Origin of the sequence: Prevotella sp. P5-92, assembly GCF_002251245.1 — a bacterium.
In the GTDB taxonomy this organism is placed as follows: Bacteria; Bacteroidota; Bacteroidia; order Bacteroidales; family Bacteroidaceae; genus Prevotella.
Genome location: NZ_NPJG01000042.1, coordinates 62,215 through 89,046, shown reverse-complemented (window position 1 = coordinate 89,046; position 26,832 = coordinate 62,215). Strand labels below are relative to the sequence as shown.

General features: G+C 47.6%; 21 protein-coding genes and 1 pseudogene. 10 read left to right on the top strand and 12 right to left on the bottom strand.

What is annotated here, in order from left to right:
- Positions 1-593: 593 nt before the first annotated feature.
- From CIK99_RS16020 to CIK99_RS04600, 3 genes and pseudogenes are all read left to right on the top strand, one after another.
- Positions 594-755 (top strand): annotated as a pseudogene (locus tag CIK99_RS16020) (ATP-binding protein); the annotation flags it as partial.
- Positions 756-889: 134 nt separating this feature from the next.
- On the top strand, positions 890-1,357 hold the full coding sequence (locus CIK99_RS04605) for a hypothetical protein (protein ID WP_094380246.1): 468 nt from the start codon (positions 890-892) through the stop codon (positions 1,355-1,357).
- A gap of 242 nt (positions 1,358-1,599) precedes the next feature.
- On the top strand, positions 1,600-2,796 hold the full coding sequence (locus CIK99_RS04600; protein WP_094380244.1) for an ATP-binding protein: 1,197 nt from the start codon (positions 1,600-1,602) through the stop codon (positions 2,794-2,796).
- A 332-nt stretch (positions 2,797-3,128) separates the two neighbouring features.
- On the opposite strand, the gene CIK99_RS04595 is transcribed toward CIK99_RS04600, so the two are convergent.
- Positions 3,129-4,433: an LruC domain-containing protein gene (locus CIK99_RS04595; protein WP_094380242.1), complete on the bottom strand. Its 1,305-nt coding sequence runs from the start codon at positions 4,431-4,433 to the stop codon at positions 3,129-3,131.
- A 143-nt stretch (positions 4,434-4,576) separates the two neighbouring features.
- Here CIK99_RS04595 and ung point away from each other — a divergent pair, with 143 nt between their 5' ends.
- Complete coding sequence (gene ung / locus CIK99_RS04590; protein ID WP_094380240.1) at positions 4,577-5,242, top strand: uracil-DNA glycosylase; 666 nt, start codon at positions 4,577-4,579, stop codon at positions 5,240-5,242.
- Between the two features lie 62 nt (positions 5,243-5,304).
- Positions 5,305-5,892 (top strand): DUF3109 family protein, encoded by a 588-nt coding sequence (locus tag CIK99_RS04585; RefSeq protein ID WP_094380238.1) that lies wholly within the window; start codon positions 5,305-5,307, stop codon positions 5,890-5,892.
- Here CIK99_RS04585 and CIK99_RS04580 read toward each other — a convergent pair.
- The 5 genes from CIK99_RS04580 to dapB all read right to left on the bottom strand — a co-directional run bounded on the left by CIK99_RS04580 (position 5,889) and on the right by dapB (position 10,294).
- Positions 5,889-6,773 carry a helix-turn-helix domain-containing protein gene (locus CIK99_RS04580; protein ID WP_094380236.1) on the bottom strand — a complete coding sequence of 295 codons (885 nt, stop codon included), beginning with the start codon at positions 6,771-6,773 and terminating at the stop codon, positions 5,889-5,891. The genes CIK99_RS04585 and CIK99_RS04580 overlap by 4 nt on opposite strands.
- Before the next feature lie 28 nt (positions 6,774-6,801).
- Positions 6,802-7,425 (bottom strand): WbqC family protein, encoded by a 624-nt coding sequence (locus CIK99_RS04575; RefSeq protein ID WP_094380234.1) that lies wholly within the window; start codon positions 7,423-7,425, stop codon positions 6,802-6,804.
- A gap of 49 nt (positions 7,426-7,474) precedes the next feature.
- A complete protein-coding gene (lepB, locus tag CIK99_RS04570; RefSeq protein WP_094380232.1) occupies positions 7,475-7,993 on the bottom strand; it encodes a signal peptidase I in 519 nt (172 codons plus the stop codon).
- 10 nt (positions 7,994-8,003) lie between these two features.
- Positions 8,004-9,437, bottom strand: coding sequence for a signal peptidase I (gene lepB, locus CIK99_RS04565; RefSeq protein WP_094380229.1), 1,434 nt, complete (start codon positions 9,435-9,437; stop codon positions 8,004-8,006).
- 101 nt (positions 9,438-9,538) lie between these two features.
- Complete coding sequence (gene dapB, locus CIK99_RS04560; protein WP_094380227.1) at positions 9,539-10,294, bottom strand: 4-hydroxy-tetrahydrodipicolinate reductase; 756 nt, start codon at positions 10,292-10,294, stop codon at positions 9,539-9,541.
- Between the two features lie 107 nt (positions 10,295-10,401).
- Here dapB and CIK99_RS04555 point away from each other — a divergent pair, with 107 nt between their 5' ends.
- Genes CIK99_RS04555 through dusB form a run of 4 tightly spaced genes read left to right on the top strand, consistent with a single transcriptional unit; the run spans position 10,402 to position 14,336 of the window.
- The gene (locus tag CIK99_RS04555) at positions 10,402-11,691 is read left to right on the top strand and encodes a DUF2851 family protein (protein ID WP_094380225.1); all 1,290 of its coding nucleotides are present in this window, start codon (positions 10,402-10,404) and stop codon (positions 11,689-11,691) included.
- A gap of 59 nt (positions 11,692-11,750) precedes the next feature.
- Positions 11,751-12,155: a thioesterase family protein gene (locus tag CIK99_RS04550; RefSeq protein ID WP_094380223.1), complete on the top strand. Its 405-nt coding sequence runs from the start codon at positions 11,751-11,753 to the stop codon at positions 12,153-12,155.
- A 12-nt stretch (positions 12,156-12,167) separates the two neighbouring features.
- Positions 12,168-13,307 carry a DNA-processing protein DprA gene (gene dprA / locus CIK99_RS04545; RefSeq protein ID WP_094380221.1) on the top strand — a complete coding sequence of 380 codons (1,140 nt, stop codon included), beginning with the start codon at positions 12,168-12,170 and terminating at the stop codon, positions 13,305-13,307.
- A 48-nt stretch (positions 13,308-13,355) separates the two neighbouring features.
- Positions 13,356-14,336 carry a tRNA dihydrouridine synthase DusB gene (gene dusB / locus CIK99_RS04540; protein ID WP_094380219.1) on the top strand — a complete coding sequence of 327 codons (981 nt, stop codon included), beginning with the start codon at positions 13,356-13,358 and terminating at the stop codon, positions 14,334-14,336.
- A gap of 28 nt (positions 14,337-14,364) precedes the next feature.
- Here dusB and CIK99_RS04535 read toward each other — a convergent pair whose 3' ends face one another.
- Positions 14,365-16,026 carry a nucleoside kinase gene (locus tag CIK99_RS04535; RefSeq protein ID WP_094380521.1) on the bottom strand — a complete coding sequence of 554 codons (1,662 nt, stop codon included), beginning with the start codon at positions 16,024-16,026 and terminating at the stop codon, positions 14,365-14,367.
- Positions 16,027-16,113: 87 nt separating this feature from the next.
- On the opposite strand from CIK99_RS04535, the gene CIK99_RS04530 reads away from it, so the two are divergent.
- Complete coding sequence (locus CIK99_RS04530) at positions 16,114-17,811, top strand: Na/Pi cotransporter family protein (protein WP_094380217.1); 1,698 nt, start codon at positions 16,114-16,116, stop codon at positions 17,809-17,811.
- 117 nt (positions 17,812-17,928) lie between these two features.
- On the opposite strand, the gene CIK99_RS04525 is transcribed toward CIK99_RS04530, so the two are convergent.
- The 5 genes from CIK99_RS04525 to CIK99_RS04505 all read right to left on the bottom strand — a co-directional run bounded on the left by CIK99_RS04525 (position 17,929) and on the right by CIK99_RS04505 (position 26,721).
- On the bottom strand, positions 17,929-19,449 hold the full coding sequence (locus CIK99_RS04525; RefSeq protein WP_254047730.1) for a S41 family peptidase: 1,521 nt from the start codon (positions 19,447-19,449) through the stop codon (positions 17,929-17,931).
- A 305-nt stretch (positions 19,450-19,754) separates the two neighbouring features.
- Entirely contained in the window at positions 19,755-21,698 is a 1,944-nt protein-coding gene (locus tag CIK99_RS04520; protein WP_094380213.1) for a DNA topoisomerase IV subunit B, read from the bottom strand.
- Positions 21,699-21,728: 30 nt separating this feature from the next.
- Complete coding sequence (locus CIK99_RS04515) at positions 21,729-22,877, bottom strand: N-acetyltransferase (protein ID WP_094380210.1); 1,149 nt, start codon at positions 22,875-22,877, stop codon at positions 21,729-21,731.
- Between the two features lie 36 nt (positions 22,878-22,913).
- On the bottom strand, positions 22,914-24,152 hold the full coding sequence (locus tag CIK99_RS04510) for a class I SAM-dependent methyltransferase (RefSeq protein ID WP_158215901.1): 1,239 nt from the start codon (positions 24,150-24,152) through the stop codon (positions 22,914-22,916).
- Positions 24,153-24,159: 7 nt separating this feature from the next.
- Positions 24,160-26,721, bottom strand: a complete 2,562-nt coding sequence (locus CIK99_RS04505) for a DUF3943 domain-containing protein (RefSeq protein ID WP_254047724.1) — start codon at positions 26,719-26,721, stop codon at positions 24,160-24,162.
- Positions 26,722-26,832 lie beyond the last annotated feature (111 nt).

Sequence of the window (26,832 nt, the reverse complement as noted above, 5' to 3'; positions counted from 1 at the left end):
GACAGAGTGGCCGAAGTCATCTTGCTTGTTGGCTTATTGAAGTTTCTGTTCGCTCGTATATAAGCCAGCTCCGCTACAACCCTACACTCTACATCATTTGGCAATTTCGTACTGACAATCAACAGGTTAGCGGATGTAGGGTGCCTCTCAGCTCTACATTCACTCTACATTCACCCTACATCAAGCCGAAAAAGCGCCGAAAAAGCAATAATGTAGGGCGAATGTAGAGTGAATGTAGGGTCAGGAGGCACTCTACATTCTGTAACTATCTGAAAACAAATCGTTTATCTTCAATTAATGTAGAGTGTAGAGTTATAGCGAAGCAGGCTTCTATTGGAAGTCGAAAGCCAACGAGCTATCAGAATGAATAAGCTATAGTTGACAAGTTTAAGTTTCGGAAGTAAGGGAGATTGTTAGAAGCGAAAGTTGAGTATAATAAATTAAGGTGCAGCCCCGATAGCTGAGGCTTGACCCAATATCGAGGTAACTTTGCGCGAAATGGCTAATTTTGGTTAACTCGCGCAAAATAGCGTGATATTATTTTGCGCGAAATGGTATTTATTATACCTTTGCAGCAAAATAACACGTAATTTATGGCAAACAAATTAATTGGAAGAGAAAGAGAGCGGAAAGAATTGGAAGAGCTGTATCACTCTGACAGACCGATATTTGCAGTTATATATGGAAGAAGGCGAGTTGGCAAGACGTATCTCGTCAGACAAATGTTTGAGAAGCAATTTGCCTTTTGTCATACGGGATTGTCTCCGTTTGAATTATCTGCAGAAAAGATTGTTGACCAACAGCTCAGGGCTTTTTACGGTAGTCTTGTTCAATATGGCAGTAAATTAAACGAGATTCCCAAGACATGGTTTGATGCATTCGCTTCAGCATGTTCTATCTCTCATTTGTTGAGGGAAGCAAGACAAGTGACGAGAACTTTTGGCAAGCAAACATCAAGTCGCACCAACTCACAGCATGGCGCGGTTTCTCTTTTGAAACTCTTTGTTTCTATCACATCCGCCAGATAAAGCATGCCTTGGGTATTAGTGGTGTACATACAGAGTCATCACCATGGTCGAGCAAGCAAAAGAATGAGGGAGCACAGATTGACATGCTGATTGACAGGGCTGACAACATCATTAACATCTGCGAGATGAAGTTCTCTGAGGATGAATACACCATCACTTCATCTTACGACAAGCAGCTTAGGCATAAGATGAGCGTATTCAGGGAAGAGACGAAATGCCGCAAGACCCTCCACCTAACTCTCGTGACAACATTCGGACTACTTTTTAATGAATACTCAGGCAACATACAAAAGGTTATCACTATGGAAGACTTATTCAAAACAATATAAGTATATATAATTAAGGTGCAGCCCCGATTGCCGAGGCTGCACCTTTCTATTATATCAGGAAAACACAATGATTATATAAGCGGAGTCATATAAAGTGGGATGGATTGAACATATATTGCTTATTAGAATAAGCGGTTTTGGTTAAAAATCGCTTATTTCAATAAGCTTTTTTGGATTATTTTTGGTTATCTCGGTAAGTTTCTATACTTTTGCAGCCAAAAGAATATATAACATAGGCATATATGGAAACACTGTTCAGAAAGCACCAAATGTTTATTTCCCAAGTGAAGATGGATATCATAAGGGAAATAATAAATGATATAAATTGGGAACGCCAACTAGTAGCCATAAAAGGGGCGCGTGGAGTGGGCAAGACAACCCTTATGCGCCAGTATATCCGCAAGACTTACGGCACAACGGCTGGAAAGGCTCTGTATTGCGTTGTTGACAGTATGTATTTCACTACACACACGCTTTTGGAACTTGCAGAGCGATTTGTGTTAATGGGAGGCGAGCATCTTTTTCTGGATGAAGTACATAAATATCCCAAGTGGAGCATTGAGATAAAGGAAATAATAGACCTATATCCACAATTGAGAATCACTTTCACCGGTTCGTCGCTTATTCAGATACTAAACGCTGATGCCGACCTCTCGCGCAGGGTATTGTCATATACTATGGAGGGGCTGTCTTTCAGGGAATTCCTTCATTTTTACAAAGGGATACAATTACCCAAATATTCACTTGAAGAGATACTCGGCAATGCCGATAATATATGTGCTGAGGTAAATGTAAAATGCCGACCAGTGAAAATGTTCGAAGAATATCTTAGGGTTGGGTATTATCCTTTCTATGATGGTGTGGAAATGGAATATTACAGCAGAATAGAGAATGTGGCTAATTTTATCATCGACCAGGAAATTACCACATTCTGCGGAGTTGACCCTGCATTCACGCGAAAGCTGAAGGCAATGTTGCTTTTTCTCGCTGATAATCTGCCTTATGAGGTGAACATATCAAAACTCGCTTCTTATCTTGAAATAAACAAGAATACGGTAGTGAATTATATGAATGCCATGCAGCGGGCAGAATTGCTGCATCTTGTTTATTCCGACAACAAATCGGTGACAAAGATGCAGAAACCCGACAAGATATTCATACACAACACCAATATGCTTTATGCTTTGTCGAGTCGCCTTGTAACAGGTACGATAAGGGAATGTTTTGTGGTTAACCAACTGAGTGTAAATCACACCGTGGAGTATTCCAAGAATGAGGGTGACTTCAGAATTGACGGGAAAGTGATACTGGAAGTGGGTGGCAACAAGAAATCATTCGATCAAATTGCCGATATTCCCGACTCATATATCCTTGCTGATGATATGGAATATCCCGTAGGCAAGAAACTGCCCCTATGGATTGTGGGGATGAACTACTAAAATTTATAAGGTGCAGCCCCAATTGCTGAGGCTGCACTTAAAAAATGATAATCCGTACTACTTTAAAGTAGCCGATATTCAATGAAGTTAGCCGCAGCCGAGTACAGAAATATTTTTCCCTAACTAAGGAGATGTTTCAGTGGGGTATTCAGTGGCCAACTGAATGCTCGTGTGACACGGTCGTTCCACAGCTGTGGTACAGTCGTGACACAAGGCTATGGTACAGTCGTGACACAAGCTATGGTACGGTCGTTCCAAACACTGTCGTGATTTCACGACAACGGGCGATCGTAAAAGACGCAATAAAGAGGAAGCATTAAAGATGTGTTACGTCATTCGTAAACGAGATTCTTTGCTGGATAATGATACCATACCTGAGCGTCTTTGTTGCTATGATTGCGCGCCCATGCACCAAAAGAATACTGTCCACGCTGGTAGGCGCCCTCATAATAACTTAGATCAGTGGAATATCGGCCGATAGGCACACCTTCGACGGGGTATTTGAAATTGCCGTCGGGAACGACGAGAGCCCAAGGATAGCCGTAGATGGTGGCAGGATAGTCTTTCACCACGCGCTTTCCGAAGAACGGCGAGGTATGGATCTCGTAGTACGAAGCGTTGTATGACGAGATAACGAAGATGTCGAGGTCGGCAAACGTAAAGTCGTTGTAAGCACCCTCATTGGTAAACGTGATGCGATATGTAGATACTTTCTCGCTCATTGTAATCCAGTCTTTGGCAATAGTGTCGGTCTTGGTGTTCATATACACACGGGGCACCATGGTTCCCGTCTCGTCCAGTGCTCCTCCGCTCATGGCAAAGTGGGCATCGTTGAACAGGTCGATACGCACGTCGCCGCCTCTCGCTTCCTGGAGTTTCCCTTCAGGGTCAACAAGGAAGTCGATGGCATACCGATAGAAGTCCCATTCTTTCTGAGGCATTGAGAATTCCGGCTCGACATCATCGGCAGTGATGCCATTGAGATGCATACATGCCGCTATGGGCTGCGAAGCACCTACGGCACGCAAACGTATAGTGACGTCGAGATAGTTTGCCACACCATTTATCGCCTTTGGGTTCTTCTCCATGCTCACTCCCATAACGACGTCGTTGAAGTCAAAATCGCCACACTGGGGGAAGGTTTCCTCAAAGAGATAAGTGTATTCGGCGTTGGAGATATTCGGATATGAAGGCAAGGAATACAGCTTTCCAGCTACAGACTTCACCGTGATGGAGTTTGACGTCACCGGCATCATTCCGTCAACTACACACTCGTTCTGGTTGTAGGCTATGGCATAGAGCTGTGTCGGCACCTTGTCGATGGGCATGGTAAACTTAAACACACCCTTGCCCGATATCGTTCCTGATGCCACCTTTGTAGCGCCACCAGTCTTTGGGCTTTTGTCAAAAACATCGACGCAATACGGGTCACTGCCCGATGCGGTGAGGTCGGCACTTACATACATGCTCTGCATAAGATTCCAGTCGTGGTATTTATCTACGTTAGAGACCGGGAATGTGCTTTCGATTATCTCTTCATAACGCTCCTGATTGAAATAATCGTTTGTGCAAGATGCTGCCGACAAGAGGGTAGCGGCAAATACGAAAATGGCTATTATTGTTTTATAATTCTTCATAATGACTGATGTTATGGGATAAATACCTTGCAAAGGTAATGTAAGTTTCGGAAATAACAAAACAAAAAAACAAAAATCTACATAATTATTTTGTATTGTCTTCAAAAAGCACTAACTTTGCGGCAAAATTGAGAAAAAGACAAATGAACGTAAAGATAGAAGAATCATGGCGACGGCACATGTATGAAGAGTTTGACAAACAGTATTTTGTCGAACTCACTGACTTCGTCCGTCGTGAATATAGCCAGGGCGAGTGTTATCCTCCCGGACATTTGATTTTCAACGCCTTCAACCTTTGCCCGTTCGACAAGGTGAAGGTGGTGATAATAGGGCAGGACCCATATCACGAGCCAGGACAGGCTCACGGACTGAGCTTTTCGGTCAACGACGGCATTCCGTTTCCTCCATCGCTGATAAATATCTTTAAGGAGATTAGCAACGACCTCGGCACGCCAATGCCCATGTCAGGCAACCTCACACGCTGGGCAGAACAAGGTGTACTGCTGCTTAACGCCACCCTCACGGTAAGGGCTCATCAGGCGGCAAGTCACCAACGTAGAGGTTGGGAGAAGTTTACCGACGCTGTCATCAAAGCCCTTGACGCTCATCGCGACCACCTGGTCTTCATCCTATGGGGAGGATATGCACGCAGTAAGGCAAAGCTGATTGACTCTTCTCGCCATCTGGTGCTTCAGTCGGTTCATCCGTCGCCTCTCTCGGCCAACCATGGAGGATGGTTTGGCAATCACCATTTCTCACGCGCCAACGCTTATCTGAAAGAGCATGGTGAAGACGAGATAATATGGTAGAAGTGACAGGAGGAAAAGAAGATAGAAGGAAGTGAAAGAAGAAGAAAAAAGAAAGATTCATTATGTTTTTCCAGATAGACAATGTTCTGTTGACGACAGAGATACTTACCGAACGGTTTTGCTGCGACCTCGACGCTTGCAAGGGCGAGTGTTGCGTGGAAGGCGATGCCGGTGCTCCTGTCACGCTCGACGAGGTGGCTGCCATTGAAGAGTCGCTCGATGTGGTGTGGGACGACCTTAATGCCTCGGCACAGACAGTGATTGACAAGCAAGGTGTGGCTTACACCGACCAAGAGGGCGACCTCGTGACGAGTATTGTAGGTGGCAAAGACTGTGTCTTCACTTGTCATGAGAACGGGTGCTGCTTCTGTGCCCTCGAAAAAGCATACCGTGCAGGCAAGGCTGACTTTTGCAAGCCTATCAGCTGTGCGCTATATCCCATCAGAGAGGTGAGACTGAAGAATGGTCTCATTGGCCTTAACTACCATCGTTGGGACGTGTGTAAAGACGCGGTGAAGAAGGGCAAGGAACTCGACTTGCCTGTGTATAAATTCCTGAAGGAACCGCTTACCCGTCGCTTCGGAACAGAATGGTATGAAGCTCTTGAGGAAGCTGCTGAGGAGATACTGAAAGAAGGCTTACACGGTTAAGACTGTCTTCTGTAGGCCGTTGGTGTCATGCCGACATGCTCGCGGAAAAACTTTCCGAGAAACGACTGGTTGGGGAAATGAAGCTCGTCGGCTATTTCCTTTATCGACTTCGACGATGTCTTCAACAGCACACGCACTTCTAACGTCACGTAGCTGTCGATCCATTCGTTTGGCGTGCGTCCGCTGACGCCCTTCACCGTTTCCGAGAGATATTTCGGCGTGATAGTCAGCATCTCTGCATACCATCCCACCCTACGTTCATGCTTATAATGAAGTTCTACGAGACGAATAAAGTTGGTGAATATCTCGTCGGCGCGGGTCATCTTCTTGATGTCAGCCTCGTTGAGACGGGCAATGACGTTGCTCAGATCGTAATACATGGCAAGGATAAGTGTCCGCACAATGTCGCGCCGGAACTTATGCTCAGTGGCACGCATCTTGTCTTTTAGCATAAAGAAATAGCTGCGGAAAAGCTCTACTTCGCCGTCGGTAAGCGACACCACGGGATGGTTGCGCGAGAAACGGAAGAGCATCGACACGTCGCTCACATTGCTCACCACTTCATAAAAGAAATTCACTGATACGATCATCAGCAAGCCGTCACAGTCATCGCTCGACTGGAAATTGTCAACCACGTGCCGGTCAGATATTACAACCAGATCGTTCTTATGTATTTTCAATGGCTGGGTATCTACCGTAAACGTACATTCGCCCTGTGTACACAATGCCACAAGGATAAATGTCATGCGTCGCGGACTGGTAGGCATCGACGCATGGTTGAGTCTGTCGCTCAAGAGCACGTCGCCATCGATATAGTCGGTATGTTCATGGGCTATCTGTGTAAATCTTAGGCTTAAGTCAATTATCTTTTCTTTGCTCATAATAATCGGTATTATTTTGGACGTGTCGTTATAGCCAGAAGACACCTTCGGGTCCCATGTTGAACAAGAGATCGAGGATGCTGATGTTAGGGATGAAGCCTGTGCGTGAGGCAAACACCTGATAGTATGGTCTTGGCGTAAAGTCAGGGTCGTCGGCAGGATGCTTCGGCGTGATGGCTTCGCGATAGTCTATGGTGCCCGGATGCAGAAAGGCTGACGGCACGTAATCACGAGTAAGACGTATGTCGGGACGCACGTCGAGCAACTCGCACATCGTCTCTATTATCGCCATATTATAATCGAAGAGATAGTCGTAACGACGTTCAAAAAACGGACGAAGGTCATCGGCATAATACTCGAAGAAGGGCGACTCGCTATATGCGCTCTGCAGTGCGTTCCAGTGCAGCTGTCGCCATCGGCCGTGGTCGCTGATACGCAAGTCGCGTATCGGACATCTATTGAGTTCTATGTCGGCTGGCCGTTCTACGGGCACCGTGAGGGCTTGCGTGCCGTTGGCAGTGGCGATGACACACCTGTTGCGGAAAGTCTGCTTGGCGTAAGTCTCACAGGCTTCGATATATACAGTGTGGCCGGCGTTCAGCTTCTGATACCATTGTACTGGACCGAAATATGTTGTACTGAGTAGATGCATCTGTTATTAGAGTGACTGAAAGACTTGTATTTGAGGTCGGGACGACGAATCATGGCAGCAGACACCAGCGTTTAGGTGCATAGCCTGACATTACGGGATATTTGTCGTCGTGATTATACACTATGAGTATTACTCTGCCTATGATACATGTCTCGGGGATGGTGACAGGCATGAGACCGTCTTTTCCCATGTCAACCATGTAATAGTTTTGATTGGCGCAAGTCACCTCTCCTGGCACGAGGTACGTGCCCTGACGTGTGGTGACGGTGTCGCCAGGCAATGAGGTCACGCGTCCCAAGAAGACACCTTCGCCACTGCCTGAGGGATCGTCAAAGGCAATAATGTCGCCCCTCGACGGCATCTGACTGCCTATGCGTCCATAGCCGAAAAGACCTTCAATGCTACCCGTTCGCAGGCCGTAGCTCCAGCGATTGACCAAAATTCGGTCGCCACTCTCGAACAAAGGCTCGAGAGCGGCACCCTCAATGGTGTAGATGGTCATTACCAACGACCTGAAAGCCAAGAGGGCTACTACTGCCAGCAGGATGGCTATTACGGTCTTTTTCAACTCTTGTTACTCATCGTATATTATCTACAAAACGGAATAGTCGGTTCCACCTTATGCCAGAAAAGCCTCCACGGTCAGGGTCGCTCGACCACCAGATGAATATCGGCTTACCGACGATATGGTCTTCTGGCACAAATCCCCAATAGCGCGAGTCAGCGGAGTTATGGCGGTTGTCGCCCATCATCCAGTAGTAGTCCATCTTGAATGTGTAGCTCTTTGCTTCCTTTCCGTTGATGTATATCTTTCCTTCGCGTATCTCGAGGTCGTTGTTCTCATACACCTTTATCGGACGCTCGTAGATGGCAATATTGTCGAGCGTGAGACTGATGCTCTTGCCCTTGGCAGGAATCCAGATAGGTCCGTAGTTGTCGCGCGTCCAGTGCATATTTCCGTTGAGCGGATATACATCGGTGTCAGAAGCGTCGGTGTTGAGCTCTATGCTCTCGGCAATATTGCTCTGCAGCAGCGTTGCCACAGCGCGTTTGGTGAGAGGCATATAGCCAGTCGAATTGAGACTAAGAAGGTCTTCGGTAGAGATTCCGAGGTCTTTAAGCATCTCTTCTGGTATGCGCTGATGCAGCTTCACATAGTATGTATATTGCACGTTGTCAGGCTCTTTGTTGGCTTTCCCGTCAAGATATACTATGCGGTTTTTTATCTGAAGGGTCTGACCGGGCAGACCTACACATCGCTTGACGTAATTCTCGCGTCTGTCAGTGGGGCGTGTGATAATCTCACCATACTCCGCAGCGTTGCGTCGAAGTTCCTGTCGTCCGGCTTCGTATATGGTGTTGAAATACCTTATCCTGTCGGCAGCCGAGAGCGAGTCGGGATTAGGGCGCTGAGGATAGAGCTGATAGCCTATGCTATAGCACATGCCGTAATAGTCGAAACTCTGGTATTGCGGTGCAGCACAGAGGGTGTCGCCTGCAGGATAGTTAAACACCACTATATCGTTGACCTTCACCTTACCAAGGCCTTTCACACGGCGATAGTCCCAGTGTGGCCACTCTATATACGACTTGCAATCCACCACTGGCAGAGTGTGTTGGGTGAGAGGCATCGTCAGCGGTGTCTCGGGGATGCGTGGTCCGTAGCTTACCTTGCTGACAAAGAGGTAATCGCCCGTGAGCAGCGACTTCTCTAACGAGCTCGATGGTATTACATAGTTTTGGAAAAAGAAGAGATTGATGAAATAGACTGCCACGAGGGCAAACACCAAGGCATCGACCCACGACATGATAAACTTCACGGGGCGATCGGCATCCTTCCACCATTGCCACTTTATCTTTTTCGTTATATATACATCATATATAAAAGGTATGACGATAATACCCAACCAGCTCTTCACCCATAGGAGAAAAGCTATGTAGAGGACGAGCACACAGGCAAACTTTGCCCACTGCACTTTCATGTTAAGTTGTTTTTTTGATAAATCTTCCATCGTGTTTTTTTACGTTTGGACAATACAAGAGTGTGTTTTGCTACAAGCCGGGCTCTTAGCTTAACCACCTTTAACCTTTCACCACTCTTTTGCTAAAAATATTAGAACTTAAACATGTCGCTGATAGTGAGCAAACCTTCGTGGTCTTTGGTGTATTCGGCTGCAAGGACGGCACCAAGGGCAAAACCCCTACGCGAGTGGGCGTCGTGAGTTATGGTGATGCAGTCTGCCTCGCTGTCATACTTTATTGCGTGTATGCCAGGCACCTCGTCGCGACGTATCGAGTCGATGCGCAACAGGTCGGCTGCAGCATCGGCACTTCCGCTGACTGTTCCGTCGGGAGCATGCAACACGCCCTTTGTCCAGTCTTTCTTACGGTCTATGACTTCCACTATCTCCTCAGCCAAGGTGATGGCAGTCCCGCTCGGAGCATCGAGCTTGTGAACATGATGCACCTCTTCCATCTCCACATCATACTGTGGGAAACCATTCATTATCTTTGCTAAATAGCGGTTGACAGCCGAGAAGATGGCTACACCTATAGAGAAGTTTGACGCCCAGAATAGCGTCTTACCCTCTTCGTTGCACATTCGCTCCACGTCAGCCTTATGGTCGTTCATCCAACCTGTCGAACCGCTCACCACTTTCACGTTGTGGCTGAAGGCACGCAAGTAGTTGCCATAGGCCGCCTGGGGTGCTGTAAACTCAATGGCAACATCGGCTGAAGCAAACTCAGGGCTGTCAAAGTCCTGAAGGTTGTCGATGTCGATGATGCTTACTATTTCATGACCTCTCTGACGGGCTATCTCTTCTATCATCTTGCCCATCTTTCCATATCCAATCAGTGCTATTTTCATACGTTTCTATATAAATTTGGTGCAAAGTTACGTAATTTTATGCATAAACTATTGTTTTTTCCAACTTTTTTTACTACTTTTGTTGCCGTAGAGCGAAAAAAATGCGTATGGAACAACTATTACACTATGTGTGGAAACACAAGATGACTCCTTTGGGCGAACTTTTCACCTCTGACGACAGACTGGTGGAAATAGTCGATCCCGGACTTCACAACCGCAATGCCGGTCCCGACTTTTTCAATGCAAAAGTGAAAATCGACGGGCAGACATGGGTGGGTAACGTGGAGATACACAACCGCTCGCGCGACTGGTACACCCATGGGCACGACAAGGATGCGGCATACGACAATGTGATACTTCACGTAGCCTCAACCATCGACGCCGACGTGCTTAACTCTAAGGGGGAATACATTCCGCAACTGCAGCTCTCCGTTCCACAACAAGTGACCGACAACTACCGCTCGCTGATGGCTACCGACAGCTATCCGCCTTGCTACAAGATTGTGCCAAAGCTCACGAAACTGATGATACACTCGTGGATGTCGTCATTGCAAACCGAACGGCTCGAAGACAAGACAGAAGCCATAAGACTGAGAGCGGAGAAGCTGGGAGGGTCGTGGGAAGACGCGCTCTTCGTCACCCTTGCACGCAATTACGGCTTTGGCATCAACGGCGACGCCTTCGAACAATGGGCTCTCAACCTCCACCTCAACAATGTGGCTCATCATCGCGACGACCTCTTTCAGATTGAGGCAATGTTTATGGGACAGGCCGGACTGCTCGACATCAATGCCATCCCTCCAAGATATCAGCAGGCGGCATTGGCTGACCCCTATTTCACGAAGATGGCAAACGAATATCGCTACTTAGCGCATAAGTTCTCGCTCACGCCCATGGACTACAAGATGTGGAGATTCCTGAGACTGCGACCACAGAACTTCCCCTTCATACGTATCTCGCAACTCGCCAATCTATACTACGAGCGCCGATTCCAGCTGAGCAGACTCGTAGAGTGTGAGACGGCAAGCGAGATGAGCTCACTGCTCGCCACACATGTCACACCATACTGGGGCACGCACTATATCTTCGGCTCTGAGAGCGCTCATAACACTAAGCGAATGTCGCCGTTCTCGATTAATCTCCTACTCATCAACACCGCTGTGCCTCTACTTTTCGCTTATGGACGCCACACTTCCAACGAGGCACTCTGCGACAGGGCTTTCGACATACTCGAACAGCTGAAACCCGAAGACAACCATATCATACGCATGTGGCGAGAATGTGGTCTCGACGTGGCAAACGCGGGCGACACACAAGCTCTGATACAACTGAAAAAACAGTATTGCGACAGACGAGACTGTCTGCGTTGCAGAATAGGATATGAATACCTTAAATAAAACAGATGTAAGAGGCTGAAGAAGGCAAGAGGCAATTAACTCATAGAAATACATTAAATATGAAATACATTTTTGAAACACGGATGATGGTTCGCGACTATGAATGCGACATCGAGGGCATCGTAAACAATGCCAACTACTTACACTATACGGAACATACACGCCACCTGTTTCTGAAAGAGTGCGGTCTGAGCTTTGCCGAGATGCACCGCAAGGGCATCGACGCCGTGGTAGCAAGGATGAACCTCAAGTTCAAGACTCCTCTACAATGCGACGACGAGTTCATATCGCGACTGGCACTGAAAAAGGACGGGATAAAATATGTGTTCACACAGGATATCTTCCGTGCCTCTGACGAGAAGCTATGCTTCCAAGGGGTAATCGACATCGTATGCCTCGTCAACGGACGTTTGGCGTCGTGCGACGAGTATGACAGGGCTTTCGAGAAGTACTTAAGCAAATAACAATATCACATAATGACAGACGAGGAGAAACTTTACACCATGGCGCTGACACAGTTGGGATATATTGCTCCCGACAACATGCTCCGCCTTATACAGGAAGCTGGCAACGGAAAGGCGATCTTCGAACAACGCTTCAATATAGAAGAACTGTTGCCCGAAACCACACCTCGCCTTAAGCAGCTCATTGCCAAAGACTGGAGCGATGCCTTGGCATTGGCTGAGAAGGAGATAATCTTCTGCCAACAATCTGGTATCGAGACGCTGTTCTATGGAGATAGTCGCTATCCACAGCGACTGAACGAATGTCCTGACGCTCCTGTGGTACTATATTATAAAGGTACAGCCGAACTCAACAGACAACACATTGTGAGTATCGTGGGTACTCGTCATTGCAGCGCCATAGGCATAGATGCTGTAAAAAGCTTTGTATCAGACCTGAAACGACTATGCCCTGACACTCTCATCGTCAGCGGACTGGCTTATGGCATCGACATCCATGCACATACGCAAGCTCTTGACAATGGACTTGACACCATTGCCGTACTTGCCCACGGACTAAACGAGATCTATCCACGCTCGCATTACACGGCTGCAACAAACATCACGAGACAAGGAGGCTTGCTGACTGAATACATGTCGCACTCTGGCATAGAGAGACAGCACTTCATACAGCGCAACCGCATAGTAGCCGGGATAACTGATGCCTGCGTGGTGGTGGAATCGGCAAAAAGTGGCGGAAGCCTCATCACAGCACGCATCTCGCAAGAGTACAACCGGGAGGTGTTTGCCTTCCCTGGACGTTTCACCGACAAGTATTCCGAAGGGTGCAACAACCTGATTCGCGACAACCGTGCCACACTGATCACCGATGCCGAACAGTTTCTGACTGACATGGGGTGGCAGATGGACGTCACCTTGACAAAAGAAAAAGACAAAGGCATAGAGATAGACCTCTTCCCTGAGATCACTGACGAGCAACGCGTCATTATCGATGCGCTGGAGCGATATGGTGACTTACAGAAAAACATACTCATCATAAAGACTGGATACGACATCTCAAAACTCAGCCAACTGCTCTTTGACCTTGAGATGAATGGTTGTATTAGCCAGTTAGCCGGAGGCTCCTATCACCTTGTAGGTAAAGGGTATTGAAAAAAATAGCGTAGGAGTAACGAGCTGAACAATAAAAACAAGCAAGAAATGAAAATTGGAAACATCGAATTTGGCCCGCGGCCAGTATTCCTCGCCCCTATGGAGGACGTGACGGATATAGGCTTCCGACTGCTTTGCAAACGGTTTGGAGCATCAATGGTCTATACTGAATTTGTCAGTGCGGAAGCACTGGTGAGATCGGTAAAGTCAACTCTTAACAAGCTTGTTATCAGCGATATAGAACGACCCGTAGGCATACAGATCTATGGACGCGACGCGGCATCGATGGTGGAGGCAGCAAAGATAGTGGAAGAAGCTAAACCAGACATCATTGACATCAATTTCGGATGTCCTGTAAAGAAAGTGGCAGGAAAGGGCGCTGGAGCTGGTATGCTTCAAAACATTCCCCTACTCCTCGACATCACACGCGAGGTGGTAAAGGCAGTCAACATACCTGTGACGGTCAAGACTCGTCTCGGCTGGACAGCCGACAACATCATCATCGAAGACCTTGCCGAACAGTTGCAGGACTGCGGAATAGCAGCACTGACCATCCACGGGCGCACACGCTCGCAGATGTACACCGGAGAGGCTGACTGGAATCCCATAGCTGCCGTGAAACGCAATCCGCGCATCACCATTCCGGTCATCGGCAACGGCGACATCTGTTCACCCGAGGATGTAGAACATGCCTTTGACGAATATGGTGTTGACGCCGTGATGATTGGCAGAGCCACCTTCGGCCGACCATGGATATTCAAGGAGATAAACGACTATCTCGAAAGACGCGAAGCCGACCCAATGATGGACAACCACTGGAAGTTGGAAGTGCTGAAAGAGCAACTGCATATCAACGTGGAGCGCATCGACGAATATCGCGGCATCCTCCACACCCGCCGACATCTCGCCGCCTCACCAATATTCAAAGGCATCCCCAACTTCCGCGACACGCGCATTGCCATGCTACGTGCCACGACAGTTGAGGAACTGCAGTCTATCTTCGACGATATCACCGCGAAGTTTTTCTAAGGGAGCCAAGGAGTTTGCTCTCCGCAACCTAATATTTAAACGAGCTACCGCCGAGGAACTCTCTTAAGAGCGAAGTTGGCGGTACCTGTATGTTGGGTATCGGTCTGATATATTTAAGGAATTTCAACAAGCGATAAGCCTCGCTATATTCCTCACAATCTTCAGGCACAAGTTCGAGCAATGGCACCGCTTGGCTTTTTATCACACCGAGTTCAAAAAGCATGGCAGTATTGAACATCACGTCGGCATTCTCCTGGAAAGGGAAGATCCATTTGTTCTCGCCAGCCCTCACCGAAGGCCATCGGCGGATAGTGTCCTGTGCCGACACTCCACGATACTTATAGTCACGTATGATGCGACGCAACAGACGGTTGTCTGTAGTTGGCACATAGTTGTGGTCGTCGAGAAGGATAGTGGTCAGCGCAGAGGCATACACGCGGAACTTGTTTTCCTCGGGTATCTGGGCCGTCAGCATGGGGTTAAGAGCATGAATGCCTTCAACCACGAGAACCTCATTGCCATTGAGCTTTAGTCGGCGTCCGCTCTTCTCGCTCTTTCCGGTCTGGAAGTTATATTTTGGCAATTCCACTTCCTCACCTGCCATGAGGGCATTCATCTGTTCGTTGAGAAGTTTGATGTTGAGAGCCTCCACATGTTCATAGTCATATTCACCTGAAGAGTCTTTTGGTGTCAACTCGCGATCGACGAAATAGTCATCGAGCGAGATACCCACAGGCTTTATGCCATTGGTAAGCAGCTGTACCGACAGGCGCTTGCAGGTCGTGGTCTTTCCGCTCGACGACGGTCCGGCAATGAGCACCATCTTCACATTCTTACGTTCGGCAATCATCTCAGCAATACGCGCTATCTTCTTCTCTTGCAAAGCCTCAGCAAGGTTTATCAGTTCAGTAGTATATCCCTTGTCAACGGCGTTATTAAAGTCGCCTATGGTACGCACGCCGAGTATGTCTTGCCAATGGTGATGCTCCTTGAATATCTCAAAGAGTTTGTCTTGTCTCACCAGTTCGCCTAATTTTGACGGATCATTCAGCGAGGGGATGCGCAACAGCATGCCATCATAATACTTCACGAGGTCGAAGAGATGAATCTGTCCGGTATTTGTGAGTAACGTGCCGTAATAATAGTCTTTGTATCCACCTAAGTCATAATATAAGGTATAGAGTTTGCCCGTGGTCTTCAGCAGTCTCACCTTTGCCATGTCGCCCACCTCTTCGAAGAGTTTCACTGCCTGTTCGGTTGTACATTCATATCTTCGTATCGGCATCTTCGCGTCGATTATCTCCTGCATCCTTGCCCTTATGCGCGCCACATCGTCTTCTGAGAGTGGAACGTCAGATTGCAAGTCGCAATAGTAGCCATTAGACACGGGAATGTCTATCACCATCTTCCGGCCTGGGAAGATGTCGTTGGCAGCCTTACATAATATGAAAAATAATGTACGAGTATATGCTCTCGAACCCGAAGGCGAATAGAGATCGAGAAACTCCACGTCTTTGTTGTGATAGACTCTGTAATTTAGGCCTTCAACCTTGTTATTAACCTTGGCGCTGACCGGTCCGAAGTCCATTTTTAGATTAATTTCATCAAAAATCTCAAAAAGTGAGCTTCCGATGCTGATATTTACCGTTTTTTTATTATTTTTGCAACGGATTTGTAATTCTTGTTTCATATCCATATCATTTTATGTTTTTGCGAGTGTAAAGTTACTCCAAAAATCTGACATTACAAAGAAAGAGAAATTAATTTAAATAAAAATATGTCGATTTGGATTTTTTTTAAGATTATTGGCTCCCTTGCGCTACTCATCTATGGCATGAAGGTGATGAGTGAGGCTCTGCAGAAGATGGCGGGCTCGCAGTTGCGACACATTCTCGCAACGATGACTAAAAACCGTTTTACCGGTATGCTTACCGGTATGTTTGTAACATGCTCCGTGCAGTCGTCCTCAGCCACTACGGTGATGACGGTGTCGTTTGTCAACGCCGGGCTGCTCACCTTAGCACAGGCCATCTCGGTCATCATGGGTGCGAATATAGGAACGACACTGACGGCATGGATCATGAGCCTTGGATATAATGTTGACCTGACGAGCGTGGTCTTCCCGGCATTCTTCCTCGGCATCATCCTAATCTATTCCAAGAGCAAACGTTACATAGGCGACTTCCTTTTCGGTATAGCTTTTTTATTTTTCTCACTTGTGCTTCTCAGCGGAGCCGGAAAGGAACTTGACTTAGAACATAATCCTGACGTAATAAACTTCTTTAGCTCTTTCGACGTAAAGAGTCATTTCACAATACTTATTTTCCTCGCCATTGGCACTATCATAACATGCGTGGTGCAGTCGTCGGCTGCAGTCATGGCCATCACCATATTACTATGCTCTACTGGCGTACTGCCAATATATCTCGGCATCGCTCTCGTCATGGGCGAGAATATTGGTACCACTGCCACCGCCAACCTCGCTGCCCTTGGTGCCAACGCCCAAGCACGCCGAGCAGCTCTTGCCCACCTCGTGTTTAATGTCATCGGCGTTATCTGGATTCTCTGTCTCTTCTATCCGTTTGTGGATATGGTATGCAGCTTTGTCGGCTACGATCCCGACGACCACTCGCTCACCACACAACAGCTTGCCAAGCGTCTGCCTATCATCCTTGCTGCATTCCACACGGCATTCAATGTCACAAACACCTTTGTCCTCATTTGGTTCATTCCTCAGATAGAGCGTCTCGTATGCCACATCATCAAGCCAAAGACCCAGGAAGACGAAGAGGAGTTCCGTCTGCAGTATATCGGCGGCAATACCATCATGAAGACCCCGGAGCTCTCCGTGCTCGAAGCACAGAAAGAGATACAGCATTTTGCACAGCGTGTACACCGTATGTTTGGTTTCGTGCGCGAGCTCCTCGCCACCACCGATGACTCCAGCTTTGCCAAGCAGTATAAACGCATAGAGAAGTACGAGGCTATAACCGACAATATGGAGATTGAGATAGCCAAATATCTCGACGGAGTGAGCGACGCCCACCTCAGCGACGACACGAAGGCGAAGATACGTGCCATGTTACGCGAGATTTCTGAGCTTGAGAGCATCGGCGACTCTTGCTACAACATTGCCCGCACCATCAATCGTAAGATGCAGGGCAAGGAAGACTTCACCGAGCCACAGTATGAGCATCTGCACCAGATGTTTGAGCTCACCGACGACAGTCTTTCACAGATGAATGTTCTGCTTCTTGGACGCAAGGATAACTTCGACGTCAACCGTTCATACAATATCGAGAACGAGATTAACAGCTATCGCAACCAGCTGAAGAGCCAGAACATTAACGATGTAAACAACCACGAATATACCTATGCCATCGGTACGATGTATATGGATATCGTCAGCGAATGTGAGAAACTTGGCGACTATGTCATCAACGTCGTCGAGGCTCGCATGGGAACAAGACATTAATAAAAAAGGAGTTGAGGATATCCACCTCAACTCCTTTTTTATTCCTTCAATTTTTCAAAACGCCTCAAAGCCGTCTTATTTCCTCTCTTTCAAAACAGGCTTTCCATTTCCTCTCTTTCAAAACACTTCAAGGCCTTTTTTCACTATCTCGCTCTCTTCGTTGAAGACGGCGAAATATTCGCTCATATCCCAAAGGTCGCGTGCCACAAGAGCTTTCAGCTGTAAAGTAAGGCGAGGCAAGGTCTTTCTGAGTTCCTCGTCGTCCTTTGGTTTTATACCTTGTTTTTCAGCCTCAGCCACCATGTCGTCTATCACGTATTGTGGCATCGTGAAATTGTTTCGGAAGTCGTCGAACGAGCTATATTTCTTCTTCAGTTCCTTGCGGTGAGCATCGACATATTTCAAGTTTGCATTAATGATGTAGCTGCGTGCAGAAAGCTGACGATGGAAGTTGGTATAGGCGAGTGTGTCAAGCGGGACAAAGTGGTCGGGCATGATGCCACCACCTCCATATACCGTGCGGTGTTCTCTCAACGTATAGCACTTCAGCGAGTCAGCAAAATGTATGCTGTCAGCATTCGTTAGCTCACCCTTTTTCAGTCTGTTATATACGTCCATGGCATAGTCTTCCGACTTTCCCTTCTCGTATGGTTTCTGTATGCAACGTCCTGAAGGGGTGTAATAATGGGCTATTGTCAGCCTTATCATCGAACCGTCGGGCAGATCGATAGGACGCTGTACGAGACCTTTTCCAAAAGTGCGTCGTCCCACCACTGTGCCACGGTCTTGATCCTGCACTGCGCCAGTCACTATCTCTGCTGCGGAGGCGGTATATTCATCCACGAGAATCACCACTTTCCCTTCCTGCATCATGCCGTTACCTTTTGCCTTATATTCCATTCTCGGCACTCTTCTGCCAGTAGTATATACTATAAGGTCGTTCTTTGGAAGCAGTTCATTGGCTATATCGACAGCAGCCTGCAGATAACCACCTCCATTACTCTGGAGATCGAGCATGAGATGTTTCATTCCCTTCTCTTTCAGTTTCTTCAAGCTTTCCACAAACTCACTATGGGTAGTGGCACCGAAACTGCCAATACGTATATATCCTATCTCAGGGCGTATCATATAAGTGGCATCTATGGTGTTGACGGGAATCTTGTCGCGTGTCACCTTAAACGTGAGAACGTCGCCAATACCCCTTCTTACCACACCGAGCATCACCTTTGTACCCTTGGGTCCCCTAAGCCTTCGCATGATTTCTTCCTTAGCCATCTTCACTCCAGCTATGGCGGTATCGTTAACGCTGACGATGCGGTCTCCAGCTACTATTCCCACCTTCTCTGATGGTCCTCCCACCACGGGTTGTATCACGAGCAACGTATCGTCAATCATGTTAAACTGCACACCTATACCCTCAAAACTGCCTGAAAGCGGTTCGTTGAGGGCCTTCACTTCCTTTGGAGTAGAGTATGAGGAGTGCGGGTCGAGTTTTTCGAGCATTCCTCGTATTCCGTCCTCCACCAGTTTTCCCTCATCCACTTCATCCACATACAGGCTCTTTATGGCGAGTTCGGCTATCTCCAACTTCCTCAGTGGCTGGTCCATGTCCATCTGCGCCACGGCATCAATAGCCATCAGCGCTCCACATACTAAAATAACGATCTTTTTCATTCCAAAAAATAAATTTTCGGCAAAGGTAACATAAATGAGTGATATGACAAAATAAAAATACACATTTTTTATTTTTGGCATATCCGAATGCAATACACCTTCTTCAAAGGTAACATAAATGAGTGATATGACAAAATAAAAATACACATTTTTTAATTTTGGCATATCCGAATGCAATACACCTTCTTTAAAGGTAACATAAATGAGTGATATGACAAAAAACAGCTTACCTGCATAACCCCCTATAGAGTTATGCAGGTAAGCCACGATTATTCTTCTTCGGGGCGGTCTTCCTCAATGACAAGATTGTCGATGATGAAGTTCTGACGCTCCATGGTGTTTTTGCCCATATAGTATTCAAGGAGTTTCTGCACCTGGTCGGTCTTGTGGAGTGTGACTTGCTCAAGACGCATGTCTGGTCCAATGAAGTTGACAAATTCCTCTGGCGATATCTCTCCAAGACCCTTGAAACGTGTTATCTCAGGATCAGGACCGAGCTGTTCGATGGCGTTGACGCGTTCTTCTTCACTATAGCAGTAGATTGTGACGAAATCGCTCTTTTTCTTGTCTTTTGCCTGAGCCTCAGCCACCACCTGTTTGTTTTTTATCTTCGTCTTCTTGTTGCGCACTCTAAAGAGAGGCGTTTGCAGTACATATACGTGTCCTTTCTTTATAAGCTCAGGGAAGAACTGCAAGAAAAAGGTGATGATGAGCAGACGTATATGCATGCCATCAACATCGGCATCGGTTGCCACGATGACCTTGTTGTATCGCAGTGTGTCGAGACCGTCTTCAATGTCAAGAGCAGCCTGGAGGAGATTAAACTCCTCATTTTCATATACGACCTTCTTGGTGAGTCCGAATGAGTTTAGAGGCTTTCCTCGAAGAGAGAATACAGCCTGTGTGTTGACATCACGGCTCTTGGTGATGCTTCCGCTGGCAGAGTCTCCCTCGGTGATAAAGATTGAGCTCTCTTCCTTGCGTTCGTTTTTCACGTCGCTGAAGTGAATACGGCAGTCGCGCAGCTTCCGGTTGTGCAGATTGGCTTTCTTAGCCCTCTCGCGAGCCAGCTTTGTGACTCCTGCCATTGCCTTTCGCTCTTTCTCGCTCTCTTGTATCTTCTGCAGCATGACGTCAGACACGTCTTGGTTCTTATGCAGATAGTTGTCAACCTCGGTCTTTATGAAGTCTCCGACATACTTGTTAATACTTACGCCTCCCCCTGGTGTCATGGTGAGCGAACCTAACTTTATCTTTGTCTGACTCTCAAACATTGGTTCCTCGACGTTGATGGCTATGGCTGCAACAAGTCCGTTGCGTATATCGGTATATTCAAAATTCTTGTTGAAAAACTCCTTTATGGTCTTTGCGATATGCTCCTTAAATGCGCTTTGGTGTGTTCCTCCCTGAGTGGTATGCTGTCCGTTGACGAAGGAGTGGTATTCCTCACCATACTGGTTGGCGTGTGTGAAGGCTATCTCTATGTCTTCGCCCTTGAGATGGATGATAGGATAGAGTCCGTCGCCTGTCATGGTGTCGTTAAGCAAGTCTTTCAGACCATTACGACTGAGGATGCGACGTCCGTTATACATGATGGCAAGCCCCGTATTGAGGTAGGTATAGTTACGGAGCATGGTCTCGATGATGTCATCATGGAACTTATAGTTGAGAAACAGCGTGTTGTCGGGTTCGAAATAGATATAGGTACCATTTTCATCGTCGGTGGGTTCGGTGACGTCAGAGGTGATTATTCCCTTCTCGAACGTAGCCTTTCTCACGTTGCCGTCACGATAGGAGCGCACTTCGAAATGTGAGCTGAGGGCGTTAACGGCCTTTACGCCGACACCGTTGAGTCCTACGCTTTTCTTAAATGCCTTTGAGTCATACTTACCGCCGGTATTGAGTACGCTGACAGCCTCGATCATCTTTCCTTGAGGTATGCCTCGTCCGTAGTCGCGCACAGATACTCTCAGTTGCTCATCAACGGTTATCTCTATGCGGTCGCCGGCATGCATCTTAAACTCGTCGATAGAGTTGTCTATTACCTCCTTCAACAACACGTAGATACCGTCTTCAGGCAACTGTCCATCACCCAGTCGTCCGATATACATACCTGGTCTGGTACGTACGTGTTCCATATCCGACAAGTGACGGATATTGTCGTCGGTATATTCCACCGTAGATGTTTGTTGTGGTTGTAGTATTTCGTCCATATTACGTTTTAATTATTGTTTGCTCACTTCTCACAACCTCTTTACATAGCAGCGTCGGCGCTTGTGATTCTCAGGCTTCAGCGGTCCCCACTGACTCTGCACGTTTTCGTTCGTCTCCATCTCCACCTGACTCTCGCCCCACTTATAACCATATTTCTGGTACCATGGGATGAGGTCGGCAAACATAAGGGCGTTAGCACCTTTGGCCCTGTATTCTGGCAGCACGCCCATGAGTAGCAGATCGACACCTTCGGTCTTCTGGTATTTCAAGGCGCGTAGCACATGCCACCATCCAAATGGGAAGAGACGGCCGTTGCGACATTTCTGGAAGGCGCGTGAGAGTGACGGTATGGTGATGCCCACGCCAACGACTTTTTTGTCGGGCGTGTTCCAGTCTTCTATAAGTGTGATGAGATTGAGGTCGGCCATCGGCAGGTACATCTTCACATAGTGGTCTATCTGCTTCTGCGACAGTTCGGAATATCCGTATAGATCCTTAAACGTATCGTTGATGATGCTGAAGATGCGCTGTCCGTAGCCTTCATCAAACACTTCCTTTCTCGTGAGTTTCTTTACGTGAAGGTTGTAGCGTTTCTCTATCATCTGCGCTACCTTGGTGTATTTCTCAGGAACCTTCTCGGGCACATACATCTTAAACTCCACATAGTCGTTGTCCTTCTCCCATCCTCCTATCTTCTCCATGTGTTGAGGATAGTATGGATAGTTGTATATGGTGGCTTGTGTACCGAGCTGGTCAAATCCCCATGTGAGCATTCCCTCAGGATCCATATCGGTAAACCCAAGCGGTCCGACGACTTCTTTCATACCCTTTTCCCGGCCCCATGCCTCAACGGCAGAAAGCAAAGCCTTCGACACTTCGATATCGTCGATGAAGTCGATCCATCCGAAGCGCACACGCTGTTGTTGCCAGCGGTTGTTTGCCTTATGATTGATGATGGCGGCTACTCGTCCTGCCACCTTCCCGTCTTTATATGCAAGGAAATATTGTGCTTCGCAAAAATCGAAAGCGGGATTTTTATCTGCAGACAGCGTGTTAATCTCGTCACTATGAAGGTTTGGCACGTCGTATTCGTTGCCACGATACAAGTCGTAGTGGAACTGAATAAACTTCTCCAGTCCACGCTTGTCGTTGATTTTTTCTATCTTAATGTTAGACATATCTTATGGTTTGTAATATTACGTGTGCAAAGTTAGTCATAATTGTTGTGAAAACAAAAAGATTTGCCTGTTTTTGCAACTTTTTTCTGCTTTTTGTACTACTTTTCGACAAAAATAGAGTATGTGTTTACCTTCTTGGTCGGTAGTGGCAAAGAGATACCATTCGCCTCCTTCCTTTAGTTTGAGGCGTTTACCAAGTTCCACAGCTGTCATGGGGAAGTTGCGAACAGCTATGTTGGCACTACTGATACCTTCGAGGGCAGACCTTAACTCACGTTTGTTCATCGTGGCTACCCGCTCCACGGCGAACGTCCTGCCGGGAAAGTCGTCAACCAGTGAGTCGGCTACAAAAAGATGGCTATTTGGCGCTATCTGAGCGATGCCATAACGCTCTTCTACAAGGGTATAGCAGCCTGCCTTCATTATCGAGGCATTGGGCTCATAGAGGTAATGTTGTCGAGGAGTGGCTTCTGACGGAAGAGCAGAATGTGGATGGCTGGTAGTGATAATATTTGCGCAACACACCTCCACCTCGTCAGTCTGTCTGCCCGACATTATCACAAGGAGTTCCTTACACTCATTATCAACAGAGACGATATGCACTTGGCTTACATTGGCTGTACCGAGATCTGCAACTGCCTTACGCCAATCGAGCATTGGCGATAGCTTTATCATCACTTTATCGGCTTTTGCCAAGAGCCTGTCACGGAGACTCACCACATCAGGGGTGCAGTCGGCAATGGCAAAGGTGCGTGCCCCTTGATTGTCGCGACGTGCAGGGTCGAGATAGATAAGACTGACATGACTGACGGTATTGAGAAAAGCCACAGAGTCGGCACATACCACCTCTGTATTGCCAAGTCCGAGACGCGCAAAATTTTCCCTCGCGATGTCGCAAAGATGACTATGACGTTCCACATAGGTTGCCTTGCTGAAACTCTTGGCAAGGAAAGAGAAATCGACGCCAAAACCTCCAGTAAGGTCGATGAGTTGCTTTTCCTTGGTCATGGACCGCGAGTCGGTATCGAGCAGAGAAGACTTATAGAGGGCTGTCACCTCGCTCGAACACTGTTCCATGGAGATATGCGGTGGGAAGACAATGCCCTCTACCTTAGCCCATGAAGGCAGCTTTCTGCGTGCCGTCTGAAATCCCGCTATCTGGTCGAGGGCATATGGCAAGTCGATATTCTCCTTGCCATATGCCTTGAGAGCCAGCTGACGTATGTTGTCGTCGAGGTGCTCCTTTATGAAGTAAAGTGTCTCTTTGCTTGCCATAAGATGCTTATATTCCGTATGTCAGTCCCAAGCCCACCTCAAAGGTATGTGCCTTCACATTGTCGTGATACTTGTAATAAGTATGACGCTGATAATATGCTCCTGAGAGATTGACATTGATCTTGTCGGTGAGTTTTATCATCATACGCGGATTGAGGACAAAGAGCGAAGCATGTCCCTTGTCGCCCTGTGCGTTGAGATAGATAGGGTCGATGGTAGAGAGGTCTTTACCTTCATATCCTTTCCACGTATAGATCTTGTAATAGTGGGCATTGAGCAAGAAGCTGGCAAACCGACCGAAGTCGAGTATCGTATTTGCCTTTACGCTATATCCGCTGCCAAGGTTGTAGTCGCGGTCGATGACGTTGTAATAGTCGCTGAGCGAACCACCGAGAAGGATGCCACTAAGGAAGATGTGCTGCTCAAGGCGGTCAAGATTTCCCACATGCGGGAATCGATAGATAACTCCAGGTCCAACAGATGCCGCCTCTGAGATACGGAAAGGCACTAAGTTGCTGCCGTCTTTCACTGGCTGCGAGTCAAAATAGTTGAAATGCTGGAAGATACCAAGCTCGGTCTGCATATTATCGCCAGTGGAGAGTGGCGCTCCCCAGAGTCGTCCGAGGAGGTGTAAACCACTGATGAGTGGCTGGTTGCCGGTGAAGTTGAACGTGAGGTCGGCGGTAAAATAGTCGTATGGTTTGGTGGTTTCCTCGTTGAAGGCATCGCCGTACTGCAGTACGAGGTTGACCGAAGGCGTGTGTTCACCACGGAACAACTCGCCGTTGTCAGCAAGATAGCGATCGCCAACGGTAAGGGCGAGATGCACGGGGATGCGGTCGTAGTCATGATGCTTATAGTGCTTATGATCCACGCGCCATGCGTCGCCATGGATGATGCGGTTGAGACCTTTTATAGGGCAAACGAGAGTACCGAGGAACTCACGCCAAAAGCGCGGGAAGCCACGACGGCTATCATCGAGGATAAGGTCGGAAAGACGATAGGTGACCTCACCTATACATATTCCTCCCATAGTGGTGGCCATAAGGTCGTTGATGGCAGGTGGTTCTATCTCACAGATCGTCTCCCACATCAGACTTCCGCAGAACGAATAAGGCGCTGACTCCCAGAATGTCAGTCCGTTGCTGCGTGCTGCATTGAAATAGAGTCCTCCATGGTAAGGATGGGCAAAGAGATTGGTCGAGAACTGGTCGTTGTCCCATACGAAACCGGTCTCGATATTGTGCTTCACGGTATGGATAGAAATCTTCGCAAACTCCTCGTCCATCACATAACTGTCAAATGCCCATACTCCAGCATTGATGCCAAACACTTCAAGGGCAGCAAGCCAAGGACGCTTTTTGGAAGGTGGGACAAGGAGTGACGAGTGGTCGGATAGCTGGGCGAGACACGAAGTACGAGGAGTGAGACAACCATAAGAGTAGCACTCCGCTGCATTCACATTTCTCTCACTTCTCTCCTTGCTTCTCATGTATCTCAACGACAATCCCGCCTCTACGATTGGCCGTGAGCGATAGTGGGTGGCATGATGATAATAACGTGTGTCGCCATATCCCACACTGGCAAAGGCGCCTATCACTGGACTCAGCTGGTAATCGATATTCAAACGTGCCTGAAGAGAGAACAGGCGTTCGGGCCTCGTGTCGCCCGCATCGGCAAAGGTCTCCACATGATAATAGCCGAGGTCGCCGCTGAGACTGAGTCGTGGCGAGAGCTGGAAATACTGTCCTATGCGGTAGAACAGGGCTCCCGAGAATTTCTCGTCGATGCCCATGAAATGCGTTCCTACACCTATTATATTATATGTGCTGCGATTGCGGAACCTCAATGCTATATTTCCCTTCGTGGACGAGCCCAGATAGGCAAGCATATCGATGCGCGTCTTGGGATTGATATTGACGAGACCTATCTTATGGGCAATGGTGTCGCGTGTGTAATTGACTAATCCCACCTGCACGCCACGGGGATGACTACGGGCGATATTGATAAAACCAAATTGCGACCCGTTGAGCGTATCGGCATAGTTATATATGCCAAACTGAAGACCGCGCATATATGACGAACTGACATTTGCCACACCTGCCATCTGCACTCCTCGCTCCACACCCATGGCCACATTGGTGATACCCGCGAGCTGTATGCCACGCATAGGTTTGACGGTGACGTTGGTAAGACCAGCCATCTGCATGCCATTGATGCTCTTAGCCATGTTTGACACACCAGCCATCTGCACGCCACGTGCCTCACCATCGATGCCATTGATAAAGCCTGCCATCTGCACACCATACATCTTTCCTCGCGTCATGGCAGAAAGCGCACCGGCATTGACTCCTTTCGTCTCTTGCCTCACTACGCTCATGAAAAGGCTGCCCTGAAATCCATGGAGCGTATCCACATTGCCAAAGAGAGCCACGTTAAAATGGCTCATCAGGAGCGAATCAGCAGTAGTGTGGTTTACGCCGACACCGATATTTGCAAACTTCCCTCGTTGTGCCAATGCGGTGATGCAGCAAAGGCTCGACAAAGCCAATATCATTATTTTTTTCATTCTCATTTTTCTGTCATATATTAATAATTCGTGTGCAAAATTAATGTTTTTCAGCGACAATATACAAGAAATGGGAAAAAATGAATAACTTTGCAGCGTTTTTTATTAATT